Source organism: Sphingobacterium gobiense (assembly GCF_002980575.1).
Classification (GTDB): Bacteria; Bacteroidota; Bacteroidia; order Sphingobacteriales; family Sphingobacteriaceae; genus Sphingobacterium; species Sphingobacterium gobiense.
The window spans coordinates 883,984-909,397 of the sequence record NZ_PVBS01000001.1 but is presented as its reverse complement, the minus strand read 5'-3'; the positions used below and the strand labels follow the sequence as shown (position 1 = coordinate 909,397).

The window sequence follows — 25,414 nt, the reverse complement described above, 5'->3', positions numbered from 1 at the left end:
TTTTACATATACTAAAAATATTAGCATTATATTTGTAAAAAAAAGAATAGCTATGTGTGCATCTATAGAGAAATCGATGTTAATAGCTGATTTGCAACAACAGATATTGCAATGGCAAGGCTTTAAACAGATCGAGAAAAAGGATTATGCTATATGTTTGGGAGAGTTGGAGAAAGCTTTCCCTGGTCATGTTTTCCCAGTAGGTACGCTACACGAATTTATGATGGAAAGCAACGAAGAAGAAGCGGCATCAAGCGGCTTCATAGGCGGGCTCTTATCTTTTTTAATGCAGAAAGACGGTGTAGGCTTATGGATAAGTAGTTCTAGTCAATTGTTTGCACCTTCCATCAAATTGTTCGGCGTAGATCCGGATCGTATCATCTTTGTAAACATGGAAAAGCAAAAGGACATTCTTTGGGCATTGGAAGAAGGTTTAAAATGCGAGGGAATACGTGTGGTTATTGCAGAAGTACAAGATATTGATTTTGTACAGTCCAGACGTTTGCAACTCGCTGTAGAGAAAAGCAAGGTTACGGGATTTGTACTACGGTTAAAATCCCGATTTCGTGGTACAACCACTTGTGCAGCACGATGGCATATCAGCCCGTTGCCAAGCCATGTGCAGGGAGATATGCCGGGTGTGGGATCTCCAGAGTGGGAAGTAGAGCTTTTAAAAGTCAAAAATGGAAACCCTAGCCGGTGGCAAGTGGGGTGGAGACAGAACCAGTTTCAGGCTAAGCGGCTTGTGTTATCTTCAAACCCTATATATCATGCTAAAAGAAAGGTGGGGTAATCATGGTAAAACGATATGCTGTATTATGGTTTCCTTTTTTATTGACGGATTGGTATACAAAACATAATCCTCAACTAACCCATACCCCTTTTGTATTTGCTATGCCCGAACGAGGTAAGATGTGCGTTTCGGCGGTTAGCCCCTTGGCAGCAGAGCTTGGGGTTATACCAAACATGGTCGTTGCCGACGCCCGCGCAGCAATCCCAAAATTAGAAGTATTACAAGACAAACCGCTACGCAAAGAGAGGCTGCTCAAAAGTATAGGATTATGGTGTATGCGCTATACACCCATGATAAGTATGGATACAACAGGCTTTTTAATATTAGATATAACAGGTTGTGCTCATCTATGGGGAGGGGAAGAAGCTTACCTGCAAGAAATTTACTTGCAATTAAAACAAAAAGGATATGAAGTTCGGATAAGCATAGCCTCAACTATAGGAGCTGCTTGGGCAATAGCCCGATATGGGCAGCATGGTATCATTATTCCTGATAATATGCAACAAGAAATCTTATCTACCATGCCTATAGCTTGTTTACGTTTGAAATCTAACCTCCTTGAACGGCTGAAAAAATTAGGATTTAGAACGGTAGTTAGTGTCACACAGATACCTCCGCAGGTATTGAAGAGACGTTTTGGAGAAGATTTGGGAAAACGTGTGAGACAAGCTTTAGGCGAAGAAGAAGAATTTATCACTCCCTTAAAACCCGTCATTCCTTATGCGGAACGGCTTCCTTGCTTAGAGCCTATCAGGACAGCAAAAGGCATTGAAATGGCAATAGAAGAGCTATTGGGTATGTTGTGCAAGCGCTTGATGGGCGAGGGGAAGGGACTACGTAAAGCAAAGCTATCCTGTTATCGTGTGGACGGAAAAGTAAAGTATATAGAGATTGGTACCAGCCGTGCGTCTGCTCATATAGCACACCTTTTAGATTTATTTAAACAACAAATACCTACGATAGCACCGGGCTGGGGAATTGAAGTTTTTGTGTTGGAGGCAATTAAAGTAGAGGAAACGACTCCCATTCAAGAGTTACTATGGAATGGAGAAGGGAATTTAGACAATGATGCATTAGCAGAATTACTGGATAGAGTTAAGGGAAAGGATTCCCATTGCCGTATACAGCGTTTTTTACCGGATGAACATTATTGGCCAGAACGATCTATAAGGCTAGCGACTTCCCTAACAGAAAAACGAACCACGGTCTGGCGTACAGATCGCCCTCGTCCAACACGTTTATTGAATCCGCCGCATCCTATTGAGGTGACGGCACCTATTCCGGATTATCCTCCGATGTTATTCCGTTACAAAGGAGAGGTGCATCTTATCAAAAAGGCAGATGGTCCCGAGCGGATAGAACGTGCATGGTGGATTGAACAGGGGGAGCACCGGGATTATTATTATGTAGAGGATGATCAAGGAAGAAGATATTGGTTATTTCGTTTGGGACATTATCAAGGGGATCGCTCCGCCAATTGGTATTTACATGGATTTTTTGCGTAGGAGGAGAAATGGGATATATCGAGCTACAGGTAACCAGTAATTTTAGTTTTCTTCGGGGTGCTTCGCATCCAGAAGAGCTCGTGGAACAAGCTGCATCTTTAGGTTATGAAGCTATAGGCATTGCAGACAGAAACAGCTTGGCAGGTGTCGTGCGTGCGCATGTGGCCGCACGGAAACATCGGATACGTTTTATTCTAGGCTGCCGCTTGGATTTATTGGATGGCTACAGCTTATTGGCGTATCCGAAAAATAAGAAAGGTTACAGTCAATTGTGCAGTTTGCTCAGTACTGGAAATTTGCGGGCAGAAAAGGGAAAATGTCATCTTTACAAAAAAGATGTATATGCTTATAAACAAGACATCATATTTGTGGTAGTGCCGCCGGCCACACTTTCGGCAGGTTTTGAGTTGGATGCCATTTTTATAGAAAATGCTACAGCATATGCCGCACATTTGGATGGACAAGTTTATTTAGGGTTATCCCGCATCTACCAAGGGGATGATACTAAACGGTTGTTTCGTCTTTATGATTTAGCGGAACAACTTCATATCCCTGTGGTTGCATTAGGCGATGTACATTACCACATCCCAGAGCGTCGTGCTTTACAGGATATCCTGACTTGTGTTCGGGAGAAATGTACGATTTATACGGCAGGATTTCGTTTGCATCCAAATGCTGAACGCTATCTGAAACCACAGGAAGAGATGGAGCGGTTGTTTGCGTCCTATCCGGAGGCATTGGAGCATACCATCCGAATAGCTGATGCGTGTCGTTTTTCATTAGATGAGCTGGAATATGTCTATCCAGAAGAACTTACGCAGGAGGGGCGTACACCACAGGAAGAATTAGAATTATGGGTATGGCAGGGAGCAAAAAAACTTTTTAATGAAGGGGAATTAGAGAAGCATACACCAACCATACAGATGGAGCTAGACTTCATCCGAAGAAAAAGTTATGCTTCCTATTTCTTGACTGTATATGATTATGTGCGTTTTGCCCGTGAACGTGGTATCTTATGTCAGGGACGTGGTTCGGCGGCAAATTCTATTGTATGTTACTGTCTGGAAATCACATCGGTTAATCCTACTGACATCAAGCTGTTGTTTGCCCGATTCATGTCGGATGCACGAGATGAACCGCCCGATATTGATGTCGATTTTGAACATGAACGGCGAGAGGAAGTCATCCAGTATATCTATGAGAAATACGGTCGGGATAGAGCAGCTATTGTTGCAACCGTGACCCAAGAACGTGCGAAAGGGGCTTTACGGGATGTTGGAAAGGCTATGGGCTTATCCATGGATGCGCTCAGCCGGTTATCTCGGACGATTGGTTCGCACTGGGATAATGCTCTGGAGCCTGCCCGATTTGAAGAGCATGGTTTTCATGTTGAAGATCCGCACTTCCGCAAAATATTGGAATTGACGGAGCAACTGATTGGATTTCCACGTCAGCTGGGCCAACATACTGGTGGTTTTGTCATTACACAAGGCAAAATTCATGAGCTATGTCCTATTATTCCGGCTCGTATGGAGGATCGCACCAATTTGGAATGGAACAAAGATGATTTGGAAGCATTGGGATTTCTAAAAGTAGATGTATTGGGACTGGGCATGCTGACCTGTATTCGCAAGGGGTTTGACTTGATTAAAAAGCATTATGGTTGGGAGCTCGAGCTAACGAGCATGAAAACCGATGATCCCGAGGTATATGCTATGATCAGCTTAGCAGATACTTTAGGTGTTTTTCAGATCGAAAGTCGTGCACAGATGTCCATGCTCCCCCGTTTGAAACCGAAAAAATTTTATGATCTGGTCATTGAGGTAGCCATTGTCCGTCCGGGTCCTATACAGGGCGATATGGTACATCCTTATCTGCGAAGACGGAATGAGGAAGAAGCAATAGATTATCCGTCACCAGAAATTAAAGATATTTTAAAGCGAACATTAGGCGTTCCTTTATTTCAAGAACAAGCGATGGAAATTGCGATTGTAGCTGCTGGTTTTACACCTGCTGAAGCCGACGCGCTGCGGCGTAGTATGGCAACTTTTAAATCGAAAGGAGAAGTTAGTCATTTTCGTGATAAAATGGTGAATGGGATGGTGGCAAAAGGCTACGACGAAGAATTTGCCCATCGTGTGTTTCGGCAATTGGAAGGTTTCGGTAGTTATGGTTTCCCCGAAAGTCATGCAGCTTCTTTCGCCCTGCTTGTATACGTATCCAGTTGGATCAAATGTTATTATCCTGATGTATTTGCTGCTGCTTTGTTAAACAGCCAACCAATGGGTTTTTACCAGCCAGCCCAAATTATCATCGATGCACGGAAGCACGGTGTAGAAGTGTTGTCTGTAGATATAAACCATTCTTTTTGGGATAATACCTTGGATGGAGAGTTTGAGGTGAAACCACATAAACTACGGCTAGGTTTTCGGCAGGTTAAAGGATTAAAAGAAGAAAATATCGAGAAATTAATGCAGTGTCGTCATAAGCATTATACGCGGGTAGATGAATTGGCGGATATACTGTCTATGTTTACGTTAGAAAGGCTTGCAGATGCCGATGCGTTCCGGTCTATCGGTTTGGATCGACGACAAGCATTGTGGGAAGTTGCAGCGGTAAAGGACAGGCAAATTGCGCTGTTTAAAGGGCAGGACGCAGCAAGCCCGCAAGAAAAGCAGATTTGTTTACCATTTATGACCGAAAGTGAGCATGTTGTACAGGATTACGCGACAACAGGGCTATCTATCAAGGCGCATCCGGTATCCTTTTTAAGAAAGAAATTGGACTTGTTGCATGTACAGTCTACCGATAAATTATCACTTGTCAAAAATGGAATGCCGGTTAAAGTATGTGGCCTCATTACCGTACGGCAACGGCCGGGTACGGCTAAAGGTGTATTGTTTGTAACGATTGAAGACGAGACAGGTTTTGCCAATTTGGTCCTATGGGAGAAGATATTTGAAAAATACCGTCGGGAGATATTACAAGCTAAACTTTTAATGGTGACGGGCAAGGTACAAATAGAAGAACGGGTTATTCATGTTGTAGTACAACAATGTTTCAACCTAAATAGTTGGCTGTTGGAACTCGAAAGTAACTCGGAAGGAACTGTTGAGGATGTTTTTTATAAGGGGCGGAATTTTAAATAATAACTTTGCTACAATGGTCTTTTCTTCAACAACACGAATAGAACATACTTGTTGACGTATCGTCTTTTCTGGCACAAAAAACAGTTCAAGGCATTGATTACGATAAGTTAAGGAATGAACTTCTGGACCAAAAACAGATATTAGGATTGTAATTTATCGATTAAAAACAGTAGCTTACGCCTGGATTTCATACGCGTTTAAATTATGATCACACTACTGGTTTCTATTGCGGTTCTTATCGCGGGTTATTTTATTTACGGGAAGGTATGCGAGCGGATTTTTGAAATAGATCCAGATCGGCCTACACCGGCATTTAGCAGGGCTGACGGAGTAGACTTTGTGGCGTTGCCGCGATGGAAATCATTTTTGATACAATTTTTAAACATTGCTGGTCTGGGGCCTATTTTTGGCGCGGTGGCAGGCGCTATGTGGGGGCCTGTTGCCTTTCTCTGGATTGTGTTGGGTTGCTTGATTGCTGGGGGCGTTCATGATTATTTTTCAGGGATGTTGTGTATACGAAACGCAGGAAAGAGTTTTACCGAAATAGCCGGTACTTATCTGGGAACACCCGTGCGCCTGGTTTTGAGGATATTGACCTTTGTGCTTTTGATTATGGTAGGGGTGGTTTTTTTTATAGGACCCGCCCATATTATAGCAGAGATAGTAGACCATGAGTTTTTTACCGTTGGAATAATATCGGGCTGTATACTATTTTATTATTTGATGTCTACCGTATTGCCTGTAGACAAAATTATCGGGAAGCTTTATCCAGTTTTTGGAATTATCTTCTTATTCATGTCAGCGGCAATTTTTTGTGCACTGTTTTATTACGATCTCCCTATCATGGAGCTGCAATTATCCACGATCAAGAATTTTCATTCGGGAGGTACAGACTATCCAATATTTCCGATGTTATTTATCACGATCGCCTGTGGTGCGGTTTCCGGTTTTCACGCCACGCAATCGCCGATTATTGCCCGGTGTTTAAAAAGTGAAAAGGAGGGAAAGCCCGTTTTTTTTGGTACAATGGCTACAGAAGGTGTTGTTGCATTAATATGGGCTGCCGCTAGTATGAGTTTTTTTGGAGGTGTTGGGGAATTAAATGTTTTTATGAGCGAGAACGGCGGAAATGCCGCCGTCGTTGTGAATAAAGTATGCAATGAATTGTTAGGTCCGATAGGTGGAGTCCTAGCGTTGATAGGAGTCGTCGTTGCGCCCATAACCTCTGGTGATACGGCATTTAGGAGTGCGCGTCTGCTAATTTCGGATGTTTTTAAAATAAGCCAAAAATCAATGATGAAGCGATTGCTGTTGTCAGGAATACTTTTTGCTTTAGCACTTTTGATCAGCCACACCGATTTTGCTGTTATTTGGCGCTATTTTGCCTGGACTAACCAGACGCTAGCTGCCTTTGTTTTATGGACGATTGCTGTATATTTATGCCAACAAGGTAAACTTTATTGGCTTGCGTTACTTCCGGCAACTTTTATGACAATGGTTGTTGTTTCTTATATTCTAATTGCTCCAGAGGGTTTGTTCCTTCCGCACCCGATTGGGTACGGGGTAGCTATAGGTGTAGCCATCCTATTGTTGGTTTTGTTTTTCAGATATCGTTTGCAAAGACGAAGCCCCGATTCCTAGCCTTTTACGTGCAGGGTACATATAAATCACTTCATCTCTTGCGCCTTACCTTTTTAAATAGTAACTTGTTAAGCCAATTGAAGGGAAATTGGCTTGTTTTTTGTAAACATATACTGTATAACCAACGTATAGGGCTTATGATGAGAAGACGCTTTTATATCGTACTGTTTCAGTTGTTCGTGACAACAACAGTGTTATTTGGACAGGGGCTTTCGCTAGCTGAAATCAGAAAGGATTTCAAAGTAGGGCATAAAGAAGAAGAAACTTGTAAAAAGCATCTCGAGGCGCTGGAAGAATATGCGAACTGTCCGGTCGGACGAGGTTACGAGGCAGCTTACCATATGTTTATGGCGAAACATGCTGGGAATCCACTAAAAAAAATGGGTTATCTTAGAAATGGAAAAAAAATGTTAGAAGAGGAAATAGCCGAAAACCCAAACAATATCGAGTTACGTTATATTCGTTTATGTATTCAATATTATATTCCTTCGTATTTGGGGTATAAAGATAATATAGAGGAAGATAAGGGTTTTCTGGTCAATAATTTGTATAAGTTAAAAGATAAAGAAACTAAACAACTTATCTATACCTACCTAAAAGGCGCAAAGATGTATTCTGATAATGAACTGACCTTATTAGGCCGCTAAAGGAAATCAATTAAAATCGTTAAAAATACAAGGCGAATATGTAACTTTGCGCCATGTCCGAAAAAATTATCATTCTTGATTTTGGCTCGCAATATACACAGCTAATTGCACGTCGTGTTCGTGAGCTTAACGTTTATTGCGAAATTCATCCTTATAACAACTTACCCGCATTCGACGATGAGGTGAAGGGAGTTATCTTTTCAGGCAGTCCTTATTCCGTGAGGCAAGAGGACGCACCTCAAGTCGATTATACTGGCATTCAAAATCGCTTTCCGCTATTAGCGGTTTGCTATGGTGCACAGTATTTAGCACAGCAATCGGGAGGAGAGGTGTTACCGTCCGAAATCCGAGAGTACGGTCGCGCGAATTTACAATTTGTGGATCAAGAAAGTACTTTGTTGAAAGGTGTACCGGTGCAATCACAGGTGTGGATGTCGCATGGAGACACTATTAGGGAGATACCTTCCAATTTCAAAATTATTGCTAGTACGGACAAAGTACGCGTGGCTGCATACGAGATAGAAGGCACACGTACATATGGTATCCAATTTCACCCAGAGGTGACGCACAGCACCGATGGGCAAGTTTTGTTAAAGAATTTTGTTGTTGATATATGTGGCTGTTCGCAGGACTGGACACCCGATACTTTTGTGGAAACGACGGTAGCCGAATTGAAAGCGCAATTAGGTGACGATCATGTGATCATGGCATTGTCTGGTGGCGTAGATTCGACTGTGGCAGCGGTATTATTACACCAAGCTATCGGGAAAAACCTACACTGTATTTTTGTGGACCATGGTTTACTTCGTAAGAACGAATACGAACAAGTATTGGACTCGTATAAAAATATGGGGCTGAACATCAAAGGGATTAATGCGAAGGAATTGTTTTTCGGTCGGTTGACAGGTGTTTCAGAGCCTGAACAAAAACGAAAAATAATTGGTGCATCTTTTATTGACGTGTTTGATCAGGCTTCTAAAGATATTCAACATGAATTGCCGGAAGGGGTTGAAGCAAAATGGTTAGGTCAAGGTACGATCTATCCGGATGTTATTGAATCGATTTCTGTGAAAGGCCCGTCAGCAACCATCAAGTCCCATCATAATGTTGGCGGTTTGCCCGATTTTATGAAACTGAAAGTAGTAGAGCCATTGAAAGCCTTGTTTAAGGACGAAGTACGTCGTGTAGGGAAAACACTCGAGGTAGATGTCAATATCTTAGGTCGTCATCCTTTTCCCGGGCCTGGGCTTGCTATTCGGGTACTGGGTGATATTACGGAAGAAAAGGTACGGATTTTGCAGGAAGCTGATGACATCTATATCCGTAACTTAAAAGAAGCAGGATGGTATGATAAAGTATGGCAGGCAGGAACCATTTTTCTACCTGTCCAATCTGTAGGGGTCATGGGCGATGAGCGTACGTACGAACACGTCGTAGCCCTACGTGCGGTAGGCTCATTAGATGGTATGACGGCCGATTGGATTCATTTGCCATACGATTTGTTAGCAAAAATTTCAAACGAAATTATTAATCATGTTAAAGGAATCAACAGAGTTGTCTATGATATTAGTTCAAAACCGCCAGCAACAATTGAATGGGAATAAGCGATTATTTGCATGGGCATTGGTGCTGCTCCTATTTCTAGGAGCCTGTTCGCCCAAGACTCGTGTGCTAAAGTCGCCTGACCACCGTGGAGGAAATGTAGGTGGTACTATTCCAAAAGAGGAAAAACCGGAAGGGGTCGACAAAGAGAAAACGGTTGAAGATGCTCGTAGAGCAGAAGCGGCCAGAAACAGTGTAGCATTGATTCTACCTTTTCAACTTGATAAGATTTCCCCTCGTACATTATTAAAAGAAGATGTTAATCGTTCTGCAATCGCACTTGACTTTTATCAAGGTTTTCAATTGGGATTGGACGAGCTTGCGCAAGAAGGCCGCTCGTTTTCGCTCAATGTGGTTGACTCGCGAGATAGCGAGGTACGTAATCAATATGTTGCAAAATCGGAGGAAATATCAAATGCTGCCTTGATTGTTGGACCTGTATTCCCGAAAGAAATAACTTCATTTGGTACACATCTATCAAACAAGAATGTTTTGCAGGTAAATCCGCTGGCAGCAACAAGAGCTCGCGAATTCAATTTACCGAATTTAGTATCGTTAACACCATCGATTGATGTTCATACGAAAGCTATGGCAGAGCGTGTGGCACGGGATTACAAAACGGGCGATGTGGTTATCATTTATAATACATCAGACAATGACGGACGACAGTTTCTAAACGGCTTCTTGTCGGAGTTGAGGAAAGTAAATTCGTCCGCTCAAGTTCGTTCCGTATCGTCTGTTCCTCAATTAAATGAAGAAATTAGTCTGACAGGTACGAACTTAATAGTAGCAGGTACAACTGATAGGTTTCAGCTGCGATCTTTCGTAAGTAATCTAGAAGCAAAATCTTCGCAGGAATATTATGTGTTTCGTGTGTATGGTCATCCGTTATGGGAGCGTATCGATTTCAGTATATACGAACGATTTGGTGACTTTCGGCCGATTATTACGGCGGAAAGCCATCTAAAAACATGGACACGAGAAGCCAAGGAATTTAAAGAAAATTACTATTCTTTATATGGCGTTAGTCCTTCAGATCATTCTTATAAAGGATATGATGCCGCTCGATATTTTGGAAATCTACTTGCAAAATATGGTGATAATTACCCCGAGCATATAACCAAAGAAAAATTTGAGGGCTTATTCAGCGCTTATATGTTTGATTATAACGAAAGTTGGGGGTTTGTAAATAAAGCTGTCTCGTTTAAAAGCTATCAAGGCTCATCGTTTCAGTTAAATTAGTATGGTGATTAACCCGCGCCGCGTTGAGCAACAGTTACGGAATTTTCAGCGAGCAATAGAGGCTTATGATAATAAGGAACCCTTTGCTCGGTTTATCACACGATTTTTCAAAGCGAATAAACAAATGGGAGCATCCGATAGACGGATGACTTCTCGTTTATGCTATAATTTTTTCCGATTAGGACGTTCTGTGATAGATTTACCTACGGTTGACCGTCTTGTAGTTGCTGAATTTTTGTGTGAAACGCAAAGCCCCGTGGTAACACTTTATCAGCCAGAGTGGGCGTCTTGTATGGCTGCGCCTTTAACGGAAAAGTTGCATTTTTTGAATACGCAGGGCTATGATGTGAAAAATCGATTTTTCCCTTTTACTTCCTATTTGTCACCAGCTATTGAAAAAGAGCAATTTTCGTTAAGCCATTTGGTACAGCCCGATTTATTTATTCGGGTGTCACAGCATTATAAGGGAACCGTAGAACGGGAACTTGCAGAACATGGAATTTCTTTTGAGCAAGTTTTTGGAAATGCTTATCGTTTGCCAAGTGGGAGTAACCTGCAGCATATAAGGAAAATAGAAGGATTATATGAAGTGCAGGATTTATCTTCTCAACAAAGTCTCGAAATTCCTTCTTTAAAACAGGGAGAAAAATGGTGGGACGCATGTGCGGGTTCGGGTGGAAAATCACTGTTGTTAGTAAATCGTTGGCCACATATTGATTTATTGGTTTCCGATATACGACTAAGCATACTCCGCAATTTGGACGAACGTTTTGATAAAGCTAATGTAAAAACAACCTATAGGAAAAAAATACTGGATTTAACGCAGGATATCGGTCACTTGATGGACGGAGAGGTTTTTGACGGCATATTGGTTGACGCGCCATGCTCTGGTTCGGGAACTTGGGGGCGTACGCCCGAGATGCTTAGTCAGTTTGGCGAAGAACGCATTCAAACCTTTGTTACCCTTCAACATCAAATCGTTGACACTGTCGTTCGTTACCTTAAACCACAAGGAGCATTAATCTACATCACCTGTTCCGTATTTGAAGCAGAAAATGAACAGCTTGTCCATTATCTGGAAGAGGAACATGGATTAGTAATGGAAGACGGTGGTATTATTAAAGGGTATAATAGAAAATCGGACAGCATGTTTGCTGCCCGATTACGAAAAATCTAATATATAGAAGTGTAAATGCTTTCGGCTTTAATCTGATTTACCGGGAATAACTAATACCGGGCAACTTGCTTTCCGTATGACGGACTCGGATACACTGCCCGAGATAAAATGTTCAAAACCCGTACGTCCGTTAGATCCCATAATAATAAGATCTGCCGTCCATTCAGCTGCCGTATTTAAAATTTCGTCTCGAACATTGCCTACTTGGTTGAATAAAAATACTTCCTGCGCCCCGTCAAAATCAGATCCGATACTTTCCAAATATCGCTGAGCGGATTCCTGTTGTATTTCGGAAACTTCCGGTACGACTATTGGTTGTTGACCTAATAATGGATCCGCTCCGTAGTTGGCGGGTGAGGTCGGAGGAACAACCGTGACCAACGCAATGGACGAATGAAACTCCCGAACTAAATCTTTTGCGTAATCAATAGCCTTCATGGTACACGGTGTGTCGTCTACGGCTAAAAGTATGCGATTGAATCTGTGACTGCTCATCTTTTGTAGCTGTATAAAAAGTGATATATTCGTATGTATAAAACAGTATTGTCGGGGTATTTGTTTTTATTTTATAAAATAGATAGATGAAGAAAGGTATTTGCAACTTATCCGTAATCCCGTTACGAGCTACAAACTCACACCGAAGTGAAATGGTGAGCCAAGTGCTTTTTGCAGAGCAATTTGAAATACTTCAGGATGAAACGGAATGGGCTTATATTCGTATGATTGATACGGGTTATGAAGGCTGGCTGCAACAAGGACAATTTGTGGCATTATCGGAAGAACACTTTATGGAGGTATCGGCAAGTAAGTATGTGGTTGTGAGTTTGTCCGGCGGTACAGCATCCTTAGGTGACAGGAAAGTGCAAATAAAACCTGGCACGAAAATTCCTATGCAGCTTATTAACTCATCTTTAGATGGTTTTTCGTATGATATTGAAGGCGTTTTCCGGAAGCCGACCACGTCGGATTTTCACGTATGGTTTCCTGAATTGATGTTGTACTATCTTAACATACCGTACCTATGGGGGGGACGTACCTGTTCTGGTATCGACTGTTCGGGTCTGAGTCAAATCATATATACCTATTTTGGAATACAGCTGCCACGTGACGCTTACCAACAAGCCGAAAGAGGCGAAGTAGTCAATTTTCTTTCTGAGGTAAAACCGGGGGATCTCGCTTTTTTTGATAATGAGGAAGGACGTATCATGCACGTCGGCATCATGATTGATGCAGAAACAATCTTTCACGCTTCCGCAAATGTACGTATAGACAAAATGGATTTGGAGGGTATATTTAATAAAGAACAAAACCGCTATACGCATAGGCTACGGATTGTGAAAAGATATTGGTAATTACTATTTTTGATCATGTCTTTAACAAACAACAGATACTTTCTTCTGGCCAGTGCCCAACTTTTTCCCTTGAGCTTTTTAAAACCTGCTGAAACGATGACCGACGATCCGGCATTAGCGCTGGCTAGGGAAGCTTTCACCGCCTATCGAAACGGGCAACTGGAGGAAGCACGAGAGCAGTACACAGCGGGAATACAACAGTTTTCTGATCAACCCTTCTTTTATGCTTGTCGATCGCTCCTAAATATGGCTTTAGGTGATGAAGAGGGAGCTTTTTACGATTCGCAAGTAGCCAAAAGTCTAGATTTTAATTATCAAGCCTTTTTAGAATGGGTAGAAAATAGACCAATAGAAGCAATATTCCTAGGCAGCAGTATCGAGTTGCAACAAATATTGGCTGGTGCGCTGGAAATTACACAGCAATTTGACTATGAGCGTGCACTAAAGATATATGCATATGGCCGAGAAAATTACCCGAACAGTGTAGAACTCCTCGTGTCTCGCGGCGCGTTATATATATGGTTATTACGATATGACAAAGCTTTATCTGATTTAAACCAAGCAATAAGCTTGGATCCAGCATATGCTCAAGCATATCTATTGCGGGCTAAGCTACTCAAAGGTATTCGAGAACATGAAAAAGCTAAAGCCGATTTTGATACATCTGTGGAAATCCAGCCTGATGCCAGCATAGTTTACGAAGAACGCGGTGGATTTTTTGTTGATTTAAAGTTATACGATGAGGCTTTGGTCGATTTTAATAAATTGGTAAGTTTGCTTCCTGAAGATTTTTATGTTCATGCCCTCCGTGCAGACCTGTTTGAAAAAATGGGAAACTGGAAAGCCGCACTTCACGATTACTCTAAGGCAATAGCACTAAATCCCTATTATTCTGATTTATATGCTTACCGTGCCGATATGAAAGACCGTCTCGGTGATATAGCAGGCGCTGCCCAAGACCGCCAGATGTTTGAAGAACTGGAAAAGGAAGACTAACATATTATAAATTGTACGATTCCATAAATTTATGCAGAAAAAAATACATGTACCTTTCACAGGATACGAAAAATTTGTGATTTTCATCTTAGCCATCAGTCAGTTTACAGTTATTCTAGATTTTATGGTCATGTCGCCTTTAGGTGACTTACTCATCAAATCTATGGACATGCACGCCTCATCTTTCGGTATCGTAGTATCTGCCTATGCTTTCAGCGCCGGTGCTTCTGGGCTTTTAACGGCTGGTTTTGCCGACAAATATGATCGGAAGAAACTGTTATTGTTTTTTTATACCGGCTTTATTATCGGTACCATTTTTTGCGGAATTGCTAACACATTTTATACACTAGTAGCCGCAAGAATTATAACAGGCTTGTTTGGAGGTGTTATCGGTTCTATTTCCATGGCCATTATCACAGATCTGTTTGCTTTGGAAAAAAGAGGACGGGTTATGGGCTTTGTTCAGATGGGATTTGGCGCAAGTCAGGTGTTAGGTATTCCGATCGGACTTTATATAGCGAATAGAATGGGGTGGGAAGCTCCCTTTTTGTTTATAGCAGGACTGGCAGTACTCATAGCGATTATTATCGCTGTGCGGCTAAAGCCGGTAGATGCCCATTTAGGGATGGAAGTACAGAAAAAGGCTATTAGCCATTTAGTGCAAACGTTAAAAAAGAAACCTTATCACGTTGGCTTTTTAACGACTGCAATGTTATCGGTAGGTGGTTTTATGATGATGCCTTACGGAACTATATTTGCTGTAAATAATCTGGGAATAAGTAATGAACAGTTACCCTTTTTGTTTATGGCTTCGGGTGTAAGCTCACTTGTTGTTATGCCATTTGTAGGGAAGATGAGTGATCGCGTGAATAAATATAAGCTGTTCACAGGAGCGACGATTTGGTTGATGGTGATCTGTGTGATTTATACCAATCTCGCCACAACTCCCTTTACCTTGGTATTGATTATTAATATTTGTATGATGATAGGAATTATGAGTAGGATGGTGCCCTCGTCTGCACTTATCTCTGCTGTTCCGGATATGCATGACCGAGGGGCATTTATGAGTATCAATGCATCATTACAGCAGATCGCCGGAGGAATCGCTGCAACAGTCGCTGGGCTTATCGTTTTTCAGCAAAATAAGATCAGCCCGTTGGAGCATTACGATATTGTCGGTTATACCGTTGTTGCGATATCAGTGGTTTCCATATTGCTGATGTATAGTGTAGACAAGCTTGTTAAGGCGAAATTGAGAAATATGCCCTCGTCCGTTCTAAACGAGCAAATCGGAGCCTCCAATCACGGACAGGCTTAAAACAACGTGTTTCCTTTGTTCGGTATACGGAGGTCTGAGCCTATTTCTTTATTAAGATGTTCAATGAAATGTGCTGCTAGTAAGGGCGACTCCAACTCTATGTTTTGATGGATAAAGAAAAACAATTGCTGTAAACCTGCTTCTTTCCATTCCTTGATAACCTTTACCCATTCGACCAACCGATCGTAGTCCGACGGATGGTTGGCGCCTACATAGCGTATAAAAGCTGTGGGGGTGGTTAGTCGCATATGCATCATATCACGGCGCCCAGCGGTGTCAACAAGTACGTTAGCGGTGTGTGTTTCTTCGAATAATTCGTATAAACGCGCACTAATTTTACTGTCTGAAAACCACTCCTCATTACGGACTTCTACAGCTAGTGGATAGCCTTTTGGAAAACTAAGCAAGAATTTTTCCAATCTGTCAAAATCCTTTGGTTTGTAATTATCGTGCATCTGCAGGAATGCCATACCCAGTTTCTCTTCAAATAACACGGTGGCATCTACAAAATCCTTTACCTTTTCATCGCTGTTTAGGAGTCTGGAATAATGGCTAACCGATTGAGGGATTTTAGGGAAGAACTTAAAACCATCAGGTGTTTTGTCTTTCCAGGTTTTTACCTGTTCTTTAGAAGGAGAATTGTAAAATGTCGCATTTAATTCGATCGAATTAAACTGTCTGGAATAGTAAATCAATTCATCTTTAGTACCTCGAGGGTAGAAACCTTTTAAATCTGCTTTATTCCATTTTGCACAACCTACAGCAACTTCTAGCGGTTTCTTTTGTTGGTGTGCCTCCAGTAACTGAATTGTCTCCGATGGAGTAGGAGGAAGCGAAAAATCAATTTCTTCCGGATTATTTACTTGTCCAAATTTCATACTCGAAGATAAAAAAAATAAAACGCCCAACAAAAGCCGGGCGTTCGTTTTATAATTAGATATGTGTCATTACACATTAAACCTAAAATGCATAATATCGCCATCTTCAACGATATAGGTCTTTCCTTCTACACTGAGCTTACCCGCTTCTTTAATAGCGTTCTCTGAACCGTATTGAATGTAGTCATCATATTTAATAACTTCGGCGCGAATAAAGCCCTTCTCGAAGTCGGTGTGGATAACACCTGCTGCCTGTGGTGCAGTAAATCCTCTCTCGATTGTCCAAGCACGTACTTCTTGCACTCCAGCGGTAAAATAAGTAGCGAGATCCAATAGCGAATAAGCTGCCCTGATCAATTTATATACACCGGACTCATCCAATCCTAAATCGTCTAAGAACATTTTGCGTTCTTCATATGATTCAAGTTGTGCAATTTCAGATTCAATTTGAGCTGAAATCACGAGTACTTCAGCGTTCTCATCCTTTACAGCCTCTATTACACGGTCTACATAGGCATTTCCCGTTGTTACGGAAGCTTCGTCTACGTTGCAAACGTATAAAACAGGTTTTACCGTCAATAAAGCGAGGTCACTAATAAATTCAAAATCTTCGGGTTGGATTGGAGCTGTTCGGGCAGATTTACCAGCTTCTAGATGTTCTTTGACAATCGACAAGATTTCATACGTCCTTTTTGCATCTTTATCACCGCCTGTCTTTGCCATTTTCTCTACTTTCTGGATACGTTTTATCACGGTATCCAAGTCTTTTAGTTGCAATTCGGTGTCGATGATTTCTTTATCGCGAATGGGGTCTACAGAGCCGTCTACGTGTACTACGTTGCCATCATCGAAACAACGCAAAACATGAATAATGGCATTCGTTGTGCGAATATTTCCCAAAAACTGGTTCCCTAATCCTTCACCTTTGGAAGCGCCCTTTACCAAGCCGGCAATATCTACAATCTCAATTGTATTAGGAACGACGCGCTGTGGATTAACAATTTCTGCTAATTTATTTAATCGATCATCGGGTACAGTAATCACACCGACATTGGGTTCTATTGTACAAAAGGGAAAATTTGCCGCCTGTGCTTTTGCATTGGACAGACAGTTGAATAACGTTGATTTACCCACATTTGGTAAACCTACTATACCGCATTGTAAAGCCATGAAAATTTCATTTTTTTTAAATCGCACAAAGATAGCGAAAATCAACTGTATGTAGCGAAAATCTGGTATTTTTGCATGTTCTTTCTACACAATTCAGGTTTTGTCAAACAGATTTTTTAAGTTTGAGTCAAATTTAATAATTGAAATAATACATGCGGAAAGCGATAAAACCCATCTTCAATTTGGGAGCTGTTATGATGGCAGCCTTGTCTTTTGTAGGTTGTCAAGGGAATATGAGCATAAGTGCTGCAAGCTCGCTTCCGGATACGGATACATTAGAAGTCGATAGTATCGTGGGTTTATCTGATCTAAAATTAGAAGATACCGTGAAAAATCAAAAAGGATATTTAACAGAACGGTGGCGGAATCCTATTCAGGTTCCGGTAGATACGCTGAATCCTATCAGTAAAGACTCGCTAGATAGGTTTGTAAGAATGGAGCGTCGTCGTGTTAGGGACTCTGTACGGCAGGAATTGAACAAACTTCCTAAACATGTTTATTTTACCTTTGATGATGGTCCTTTGATAGGAAGTTCGGCAATTGATTCAATTGCGAAAGCAAAGAATATAAAAATCAACGTTTTTTTGGTCGGTAGACATGCAAATATATCAAAGCGATTGAAAAGAGATTTTCAGCGATATAAGGATAATGCCTTGGTGGAATGCTATAACCATAGCTATACACATGCGGGCAACAGATTTACAACGTTCTATAGCAATCCAGTAAGCGCGTATGAAGATTTTGAAAAGAATGAATTGGACCTGGAGCTGACGCATAAAATAGTGCGTTTGCCTGGACGCAATATCTGGATTTATGATGATGTAAGGCGAATCGATCTAAAAAGTGGAGCGAGTACGGCCGATATGTTATACACGAACGGGTATAAAATTTACGGTTGGGATGTGGAATGGAGAATTCACGGTGCTTCGGGGATACCAGTCCAACCGGTTAACGAGATATATACGCGCATCCGGAATTATATGGACAATAAATCGTCGATGGAGCCAAATAACGTTGTATTATTAATGCACGATGATATGTTTCAGAGCAAAAAAGGACAGCAATTGCTGTCCTCACTGATCGATACTATCCAAACGACGACCGATTATAAGTTTGAATTTATAAGGGACTATCCGTTTAGATATTAATTTTTTTATTCTACTACAACACCCATTTTGCTAAACTTGTCGATACGTTCGGCAACAAGGCTATCGGCATCTTTTCGTGTTAATTCCTTAAGATCGTTTAAAATTCTTGCTTTTAGATTTTCTGCCGCAACTGACGGGTCTTGATGCGCACCACCTATTGGCTCGCCGATGATTCCGTCAATTAATCCGTTTTTCAACATGTCTTCTGCTGTTAGTTTAAGGGATTCCGCCGCTTTTTCCTTTTGATCCCAACTTCTATAGAGAATAGAAGAGCAGGATTCAGGTGAGATAACCGAATACCATGTGTTTTGCATCATATAAACGCGATCGCCCACACCAATTCCTAATGCACCTCCCGAAGCACCTTCGCCGATAACGATACAGATAACAGGTACTTTGAGCACAGACATCTCTAACAAGTTGCGGGCGATAGCTTCTCCTTGTCCGCGTTCTTCTGCTTCCAGGCCAGGGTAAGCGCCCATGGTATCAATTAATGTTACGATCGGTTTATTAAACTTCTCCGCCATTTTCATCAATCGAAGCGCTTTTCGATATCCTTCTGGATTAGCCATACCAAAATTGCGATATTGGCGTTCTTTTGTGTTCTTTCCTTTTTGATGGCCAATCACCATAACGGGTTGTCCATCGATAGAAGCAAATCCTCCGACAATAGCTTTATCATCTCGCACGGTGCGGTCGCCATGAAGCTCGATAAACTCGTCGCAAATCATTTCGATGTAATCGAACGTCTGCGGGCGATCCGGATGACGAGACATCTGAACTTTTTGCCAACCAGTCAGGTTTGCATAAATATCTTGTTTGGCTTGTTCGAGTTTTTCCGCTAGTTCATTAACGGTAGCACTCATATCTACCTTGGTCTTTTCCTGCACTTGCAGGACCTTTTCTATTTGGGTTTGCAAGTCTGCAATAGGCTTCTCAAAATCAAATGTTGTTTGCATAATAATATATCTAGCGCATTTCAGCTTGCTAAGTTAGTTTATTTTGTCCTTTTTGAGAAAAAAGAACGAAAATAGCCAGTGTGAATATTTATACTTTCATGTTAAAAGCGCAAGGTTTTTCTGTGATATTTAAATTTATTATGATCAATATTAAGATAATGGTAAGCGGAAAAGGATAATTTTAACCAATGATCACGGAAAAGATAGCGAAAATATGGATGTCAATTTCAATCGACGGGATCCCGCGGTAGCATCCTACAAAAAATGCTAGTATACGTATTGCTGTTAAAAACGGGGCTTCGTGTATTCAATTATATTGCAATATCAGTGGAAAAATCCTAATTTAGGAAGTTTTATTATGATGACAGAAGAAAGAAAGGATACAAATCCCATTCCGTTTTTAATTAAGCTGGTTTTGTGCATTTTATTATACGTTTCATTTTGGTATTTGGACGGTTTTTATAAGCAATACCCCTGGTTAAATAATGTGTCAGCCGGGCTTAACCTGTTTTTGACGTCGAGCATATTATTTTCCATTGGTCGGTATATCATGATCATGATATACAAAAAGCGGCATGAAAAGCGAATCGTTCGGGGTAATTTTGTCTTGGGTATAAATCGTTTGACGGTTGTACTTAATACTTCGGTAGCGGTCATTAGTTTAATGATTGCTTTTGGCATCGATCCGCGAGACTTCGTTACCAGTTTGACCATCGTTGCGATGGCGATAGCAGTTACATTTCGAGAGTATATCACCAATTTGATATCTGGATTATTTATTATGTTTTCCGACCAACTTTCCGTTGGAGATAGAGTAGCGGTTGGTGAACATAAAGGGCGTATTGTAGATATTAATTTTTCGAGTCTGGTTATACAAAATGAGGACGATGATATGGTCATGGTACCTAACAACATGGTTTTTACGTCACCTATAATCAATCTATCAGCTCATCGTTCGACGCTTTTCCTCGTAAAATTTGAACTGCCATTACAGGTATCAGTAGATGCGGATAAGCTGGAAGAAAGTATACAAGCGGTTTTGGCAAATCATCCCTATTTAACTGGTGAAGACGATTTACAGCTTAAAGTTGTTGAACTCGGGAAAGACTTTGTCAAATATAAAATGGAAATGCACGCAAAAAGCAGTAGCAATAAAGTGCATAAACAGGTAGAAAACGAAGTATTTAAGGAAGTGTTGAAGTTTAAACGGGCGTATGATAGTAATTTATAAGTTATATTTTACGTACTTTTATGCGTTTTACAAAGTGGTGCGACCCTTTTTCGAGAATTAAATCAGCGCGATAACGGGTGGGTAAAATATTCTCGTGCAGATTTGGGCGGTTAATGGTATTCCAGATGTTTGTTGCCATGGCGACACTCTCTTCTTTACCTAAGTCGGCATAACGATGAAAATAGGACGCCGGATTTTGGAAAGATGTTGCGCGTAAGGACTCGAATCTATTAATATACCAGTTTATAAGATCTTTTTCCTCTGCATCTACATAGATAGCGTAATCAAAATAATCCGAAACGAAAACACTGTTTTTTGTGGAGGAATTTACTTGTAATACATTAATACCCTCGACAATAAGAATATCCGGTTGTGCAATATTTTGGTTCTCATGCGATATAATGTCATATTCCAAATGAGAATAAACAGGGACTTCAAACTGAGGAACACCAGATTTCATAGACGCAAGAAAGCTCAGTAACAGTTTGGTATCATAACTCTCTGGAAAACCTTTGCGTATATTTCGTTCCGCTAAAATGCGGTTTGGATAGAGAAATCCATCTGTTGTTACGAGCTCAACCTTAGGTTTGTCGGGAAGCATGGAAAGCACTTTCTGTAGGACCCGCGCGGTTGTACTTTTTCCTGCAGCAACGGATCCCGCTATTCCGATAATAAAAGGCAGGCTTTTCGTACCCTTCTTCAGAAAACTACTAATGGCAGCGTGTTTATCGTTTGTGCGCTTAATCAAGATGCCTAACAAATGGGCCAAGGGGAAATATACTTCTTCAATTTCTTTAACAGTGAGCGGTTCATTTAGCGCCCCTAGCTTTTCTATGTCATCCGGTGTAAGATGATGAGAAAAGTGACCGTTTAAACTTTTCCATTCCGTTCTGTCAAATAGTTGAAATGGTGTATCAACCTCGCTGTTGTTAGTTGAAGACATGTAATTAAATTTTGATGTCGGCAAATATACTATGTTCAACTAAAAAAAGATAGATTAATTATATTAAATCGCTTTATATGATATAGCATTGCTTGACCCTTCTACGAAAATAATCCCTCGATAATTAAACTTCCTGTCGCTGGATTGGTAGCTAGTGGAACGTTGTACAAATCGGATATCCGCATAAGCATTTGGATGTCGGGCTCATGCACATGTTGACCTAACGGATCACGGAAAAATATGATACCGTCAACTTTGCCTTCGGCCGCTAGTGCAGCTATCTGCGCATCACCTCCTTTCGGACCGCTTAGTTTGAGTTCTACTTCCAGGCCGGTTTGTGCGATATACGATCCAGTCGTGCCGGTAGCAATGATATGTGCATTTCTCAAAAACTCAATATGGTCTTTTACGAACCCTACCATATCTGCTTTTTTTCCGTCATGTGCAATTAATGCAATTGTTTTTTTCATGCGTTTAATTATTGGAAAATTTGTTCTTTAAGTATCAATGAGATCGCTGTCGATCAGTTTTAATTTTTATCCAAAGAAAATATACGCCACTATGATGGCGGCGATAATACCAACAAGTTCTGCTAGCAGTGCACATGGAAGTGCGTGCCGTGTTTTTTTGATCGCCACTGACCCAAAATAAACAGCCAATACATAAAACGTTGTTTCGGTGGAGCCCTGGATTACACATGCCACACGGGCAGCAAAATCATCAGCACCTTTTGTTGCCATCAGCTCCACCATCAGCCCTCGCGCGCCAGAACCACTTAACGGTTTCATAAATGCGACCGGCAATGCTTCTACAAATGAGGTGTCCATTCCTGCAAATGCGATAAGAGCGGAGACGCCTTCTATCAGATAATCCATTGTTCCAGAAGCCCGAAACACAGCTATTCCCACTAAAATAGCAACCAAATAAGGGATGATTTTTACAGCTACTTCAAATCCCTCTTTTGCTCCTTCGATAAAAGCATCATAGACATTGATACGCTTAAATAAAGCCAACGCAATAAAGGAAACAAAGATGCTGAATAGTACAAGGTTACCGAATACGCGGGATATAACGTCGATTTCTTTCGGCGTTAGTGTACTGAAATAATACAATGCAGCGCCTATCAAGATCGCTAATACACCTAAATACAGGATGACTGTTTTTTGAAACAGATTGATTTTTTGGTATAGTGATACCGTAATCAGTCCAGCTAATGTAGAAAAGAATGTTGCGATAAGAATAGGCAAGAAAATATCCGAAGGTTGAGCCGCACCTGCCGCCTGTCTATAGGCCATAATGGAAATAGGAAGCAACGTAAGACTGGAAGCGTTTAACACAATAAACATTATTTGCGCGTTACTGGCCGCATCTTTCTGCGTGTTAATCTCCTGTAGCTCCTTCATAGCTTTTAGTCCCAAGGGAGTAGCGGCATTGTCCAACCCCAGTGCATTTGCGGAAAAATTCATCAAGATAGAGCCTAGGGCAGGGTGGTTTTTTGGAACTTCAGGAAAAAGTCGGTTAAAAAACGGTCCTACCGCTTTAGCAAAAATATTAATCATGCCGCCTTTTTCCCCAATTTTCATAATACCCAAGGCAAAGGTCATCATACCAATCAAACCAAGGGAGATCGTGGCACCGTTAGCTGCACTTTCGAAGAGGGAGTTGACAATGTTTTGGAATATTTCTGTATCGCCCCCGATAAGCTTAGTGATAGCAACCAGAAATGTTATCAAGAAAAAGGAGACCCAAATGTAATTTAGTGCCATACTTGTCTTTTGTTATGTAAATGTAAGGTTTATGGATGGAAACCTGTTCTATAACGTGTCTAATTTTTTAAAAAATTCCATACAGACCGATCCGATTTGTTTTTGTTGTCTTGTATTATTTCAGCAACAATTTGATTCATCAGCTCTTCATGTTCGCTGATTAATTTATCGCCGAGAGAGACAAGTTTTTGAATGTTAGACGGAGAGGCGGAGTCCATAGATGGATGGATAGAGGAGAGGTTGCTGGGTTCAATGCGGATATAATTCCCCGACTTATTAACGGATCGGAACAATTGTTTCAAGTAATAATCGGTACTCTCTGCAGAGCTACTGCTCATAATATCGACTAACGCAGGTCCGATGGATATGGCCCTCTTTTTCTTGAAATCCTCATAATTATAAGACATTTTGGAGAGTCCCGTCCCGAGCGATAATATCCAGATGTCATTTATTTTATAGGTATTATAACTCTTAATGACTTCCAAAAGAGCGGATAGGGAAGGGTTGTGTGCAAAAACCCCACCGTCTACCAAGGGATAGCGTATATCGGCTAGTGAAAATATTTCAGCCACAGAAAAATACGTAGGGGCGGCGGATGTAGCACGACATACATCCCGTATATAGAAATCGCGCAAGTCACCGTGTGATATCGCCTTTTGTTGCCTAAAAAGGTGATTTTTGCGCAATTCGATGTTATATGCCGTGATAATGCAGGGTTTAAGAAGCTGGCTGAGTTTTTTATTGCCAAAATAATTATTCAATAGATTTTCCAATATTGTCTCATCGTAAAGCTCGCTTAGTAAGCCGAATTTACTTAGAAAGCGACGCCAAGTTGAAGCGGAAAATATCTCCGTCCCATGGTCTAAATAAATGTCGAGCGCGTCTTTTGCTGTATATTTTTGTTTGCTCGGTTCGTTATCGTCGGGACATAATAGGATAGACAAGAGGATTCCGCCTGTACTTGTGCCCGCAAAAAAATCAAAATAGTCGGTTAAATGGGCTTCCGAATTGTTCGTTGCCTGTTTAATTTTTCCTTCTAGTGCCACCAAAAACATCCCTGGAATGATACCTCTGATACCACCGCCGTCTATTGAAAGTATTCTCTTCATGCGTCCGTTTGGTTTATCACCTAAATGTAGATAAAAAAGGTAAAAAAAGCGAATTTTTAAACCTTGTTTGCCACTTTCGCAAACTTATTTCTGTATTCAATGGGAGTTGATCTACTTGCTCCACCGCTACTGTAAATATTATCGTGCTCGGGAATCATGGCCCCATCTTCCACAGCGGGGTTCAGTTTCTTAAATTCACTAACATGAACCCAATGTGTGGAGCACCTTTTACCCCTGATCAGTAAATACACGGAAAACAAAAAAAGCTCCAATCTTGTGATTGAAGCCTCCCCTTTTGGGGATTACCTCGCCTTGCTCGGTGATCCCCAAAAGGGGAGGCTTCACTAAAAATAAAGCCATTCACTCCGTTCATTATTTTTGTTGTTTAATCCTTTTGTCCAAACGTTGTTACAAAAGTCGATAAACAACAAAACCCGACTATTGTCGGGCTTTATTTTTAGTGGCGGAGAGAGCGGGATTGGTTCAGCCCCACAAGCCCCATACTTCGCCCTGAACCCTCTTCGAGTCGAACCCTGCGGGTTCTCATCCCTTCGGTAGCAAAATGAAAATGCTTTAGAAACAAAAAAAGCTCCAATCCTTTGATTGAAGCTTCGCGGAGAGAGCGGGATTCGAACCCGCGGTACCGTTTCCAGTACGACAGTTTAGCAAACTGTTCCTTTCGGCCACTCAGGCACCTCTCCTCCATTTGAGTAGTGCAAACATAAAGCAAATATTTCAATCGACAAAGCTTTAAAAGCGTTTTTTTGTCAAAAAAGAATAAACATCTG

Annotated in this window: 21 protein-coding genes and 1 tRNA gene; 13 read left to right on the top strand and 9 right to left on the bottom strand. The window is 41.2% G+C overall.

The genetic code is table 11. The annotated features are described in order from the left end of the window. The first annotated feature begins 52 nt into the window (after positions 1-52). From C5749_RS04095 to C5749_RS04060, 8 genes are all read left to right on the top strand, one after another. On the top strand, positions 53-793 hold the full coding sequence (locus C5749_RS04095; RefSeq protein ID WP_105723250.1) for an ImuA family protein: 741 nt from the start codon (positions 53-55) through the stop codon (positions 791-793). 2 nt (positions 794-795) lie between these two features. Beyond that, positions 796-2,298, top strand: a complete 1,503-nt coding sequence (locus C5749_RS04090) for a Y-family DNA polymerase (RefSeq protein ID WP_105723248.1) — start codon at positions 796-798, stop codon at positions 2,296-2,298. Positions 2,299-2,306: 8 nt separating this feature from the next. Then, positions 2,307-5,447, top strand: coding sequence for an error-prone DNA polymerase (locus tag C5749_RS04085; RefSeq protein WP_105723246.1), 3,141 nt, complete (start codon positions 2,307-2,309; stop codon positions 5,445-5,447). A gap of 204 nt (positions 5,448-5,651) precedes the next feature. Next, positions 5,652-7,088: a carbon starvation CstA family protein gene (locus C5749_RS04080; protein WP_105723244.1), complete on the top strand. Its 1,437-nt coding sequence runs from the start codon at positions 5,652-5,654 to the stop codon at positions 7,086-7,088. 137 nt (positions 7,089-7,225) lie between these two features. Then, positions 7,226-7,735 carry a hypothetical protein gene (locus C5749_RS04075; protein ID WP_245893613.1) on the top strand — a complete coding sequence of 170 codons (510 nt, stop codon included), beginning with the start codon at positions 7,226-7,228 and terminating at the stop codon, positions 7,733-7,735. A gap of 53 nt (positions 7,736-7,788) precedes the next feature. Next, positions 7,789-9,339, top strand: coding sequence for a glutamine-hydrolyzing GMP synthase (guaA, locus tag C5749_RS04070; RefSeq protein WP_105723242.1), 1,551 nt, complete (start codon positions 7,789-7,791; stop codon positions 9,337-9,339). Beyond that, positions 9,296-10,579: an ABC transporter substrate-binding protein gene (locus C5749_RS04065; protein ID WP_146113672.1), complete on the top strand. Its 1,284-nt coding sequence runs from the start codon at positions 9,296-9,298 to the stop codon at positions 10,577-10,579. Before guaA ends, C5749_RS04065 begins: the two co-directional genes overlap by 44 nt. A gap of 1 nt (position 10,580) precedes the next feature. Then, a complete protein-coding gene (locus tag C5749_RS04060; RefSeq protein WP_105723238.1) occupies positions 10,581-11,756 on the top strand; it encodes an RsmB/NOP family class I SAM-dependent RNA methyltransferase in 1,176 nt (391 codons plus the stop codon). 27 nt (positions 11,757-11,783) lie between these two features. On the opposite strand, the gene C5749_RS04055 is transcribed toward C5749_RS04060, so the two are convergent. Beyond that, positions 11,784-12,251, bottom strand: coding sequence for a universal stress protein (locus C5749_RS04055; protein ID WP_105723236.1), 468 nt, complete (start codon positions 12,249-12,251; stop codon positions 11,784-11,786). Positions 12,252-12,337: 86 nt separating this feature from the next. Here C5749_RS04055 and C5749_RS04050 point away from each other — a divergent pair, with 86 nt between their 5' ends. The 3 genes from C5749_RS04050 to C5749_RS04040 are packed head-to-tail and all read left to right on the top strand — an operon-like array spanning position 12,338 to position 15,422. After that, positions 12,338-13,108 (top strand): C40 family peptidase, encoded by a 771-nt coding sequence (locus tag C5749_RS04050; protein WP_105723234.1) that lies wholly within the window; start codon positions 12,338-12,340, stop codon positions 13,106-13,108. Positions 13,109-13,123: 15 nt separating this feature from the next. Beyond that, on the top strand, positions 13,124-14,104 hold the full coding sequence (locus C5749_RS04045; protein ID WP_105723232.1) for a tetratricopeptide repeat protein: 981 nt from the start codon (positions 13,124-13,126) through the stop codon (positions 14,102-14,104). 31 nt (positions 14,105-14,135) lie between these two features. Beyond that, positions 14,136-15,422, top strand: a complete 1,287-nt coding sequence (locus C5749_RS04040; RefSeq protein WP_105723230.1) for an MFS transporter — start codon at positions 14,136-14,138, stop codon at positions 15,420-15,422. Here the strand turns inward: C5749_RS04040 and C5749_RS04035 are convergent. Continuing rightward, entirely contained in the window at positions 15,419-16,300 is an 882-nt protein-coding gene (locus C5749_RS04035) for a DUF72 domain-containing protein (RefSeq protein WP_105723228.1), read from the bottom strand. The two genes, C5749_RS04040 and C5749_RS04035, sit on opposite strands and share 4 nt — an antisense overlap. Before the next feature lie 69 nt (positions 16,301-16,369). Then, positions 16,370-17,470, bottom strand: a complete 1,101-nt coding sequence (ychF, locus tag C5749_RS04030; protein WP_105723226.1) for a redox-regulated ATPase YchF — start codon at positions 17,468-17,470, stop codon at positions 16,370-16,372. A gap of 152 nt (positions 17,471-17,622) precedes the next feature. On the opposite strand from ychF, the gene C5749_RS04025 reads away from it, so the two are divergent. Further along, positions 17,623-18,618 carry a polysaccharide deacetylase family protein gene (locus tag C5749_RS04025; protein WP_245893612.1) on the top strand — a complete coding sequence of 332 codons (996 nt, stop codon included), beginning with the start codon at positions 17,623-17,625 and terminating at the stop codon, positions 18,616-18,618. 5 nt (positions 18,619-18,623) lie between these two features. On the opposite strand, the gene C5749_RS04020 is transcribed toward C5749_RS04025, so the two are convergent. Next, positions 18,624-19,577, bottom strand: a complete 954-nt coding sequence (locus C5749_RS04020; RefSeq protein WP_105723224.1) for an acetyl-CoA carboxylase carboxyltransferase subunit alpha — start codon at positions 19,575-19,577, stop codon at positions 18,624-18,626. Positions 19,578-19,878: 301 nt separating this feature from the next. Here C5749_RS04020 and C5749_RS04015 point away from each other — a divergent pair, with 301 nt between their 5' ends. After that, positions 19,879-20,808 carry a mechanosensitive ion channel family protein gene (locus C5749_RS04015; protein ID WP_245893611.1) on the top strand — a complete coding sequence of 310 codons (930 nt, stop codon included), beginning with the start codon at positions 19,879-19,881 and terminating at the stop codon, positions 20,806-20,808. A 1-nt stretch (position 20,809) separates the two neighbouring features. Here the strand turns inward: C5749_RS04015 and coaA are convergent, their stop codons facing one another. The 5 genes from coaA to C5749_RS03985 form a co-directional block, all read right to left on the bottom strand. Continuing rightward, positions 20,810-21,751: a type I pantothenate kinase gene (gene coaA / locus C5749_RS04010; RefSeq protein WP_105723220.1), complete on the bottom strand. Its 942-nt coding sequence runs from the start codon at positions 21,749-21,751 to the stop codon at positions 20,810-20,812. 101 nt (positions 21,752-21,852) lie between these two features. Next, on the bottom strand, positions 21,853-22,221 hold the full coding sequence (locus C5749_RS04005) for a methylglyoxal synthase (RefSeq protein ID WP_181151269.1): 369 nt from the start codon (positions 22,219-22,221) through the stop codon (positions 21,853-21,855). Between the two features lie 66 nt (positions 22,222-22,287). After that, positions 22,288-23,517 carry a nucleoside recognition domain-containing protein gene (locus C5749_RS04000; RefSeq protein WP_105723216.1) on the bottom strand — a complete coding sequence of 410 codons (1,230 nt, stop codon included), beginning with the start codon at positions 23,515-23,517 and terminating at the stop codon, positions 22,288-22,290. Between the two features lie 59 nt (positions 23,518-23,576). Beyond that, positions 23,577-24,626 carry a patatin-like phospholipase family protein gene (locus C5749_RS03995; protein WP_105723214.1) on the bottom strand — a complete coding sequence of 350 codons (1,050 nt, stop codon included), beginning with the start codon at positions 24,624-24,626 and terminating at the stop codon, positions 23,577-23,579. A gap of 614 nt (positions 24,627-25,240) precedes the next feature. Further along, positions 25,241-25,327 (bottom strand) — tRNA-Ser (locus C5749_RS03985). Positions 25,328-25,414: the final 87 nt, after the last annotated feature.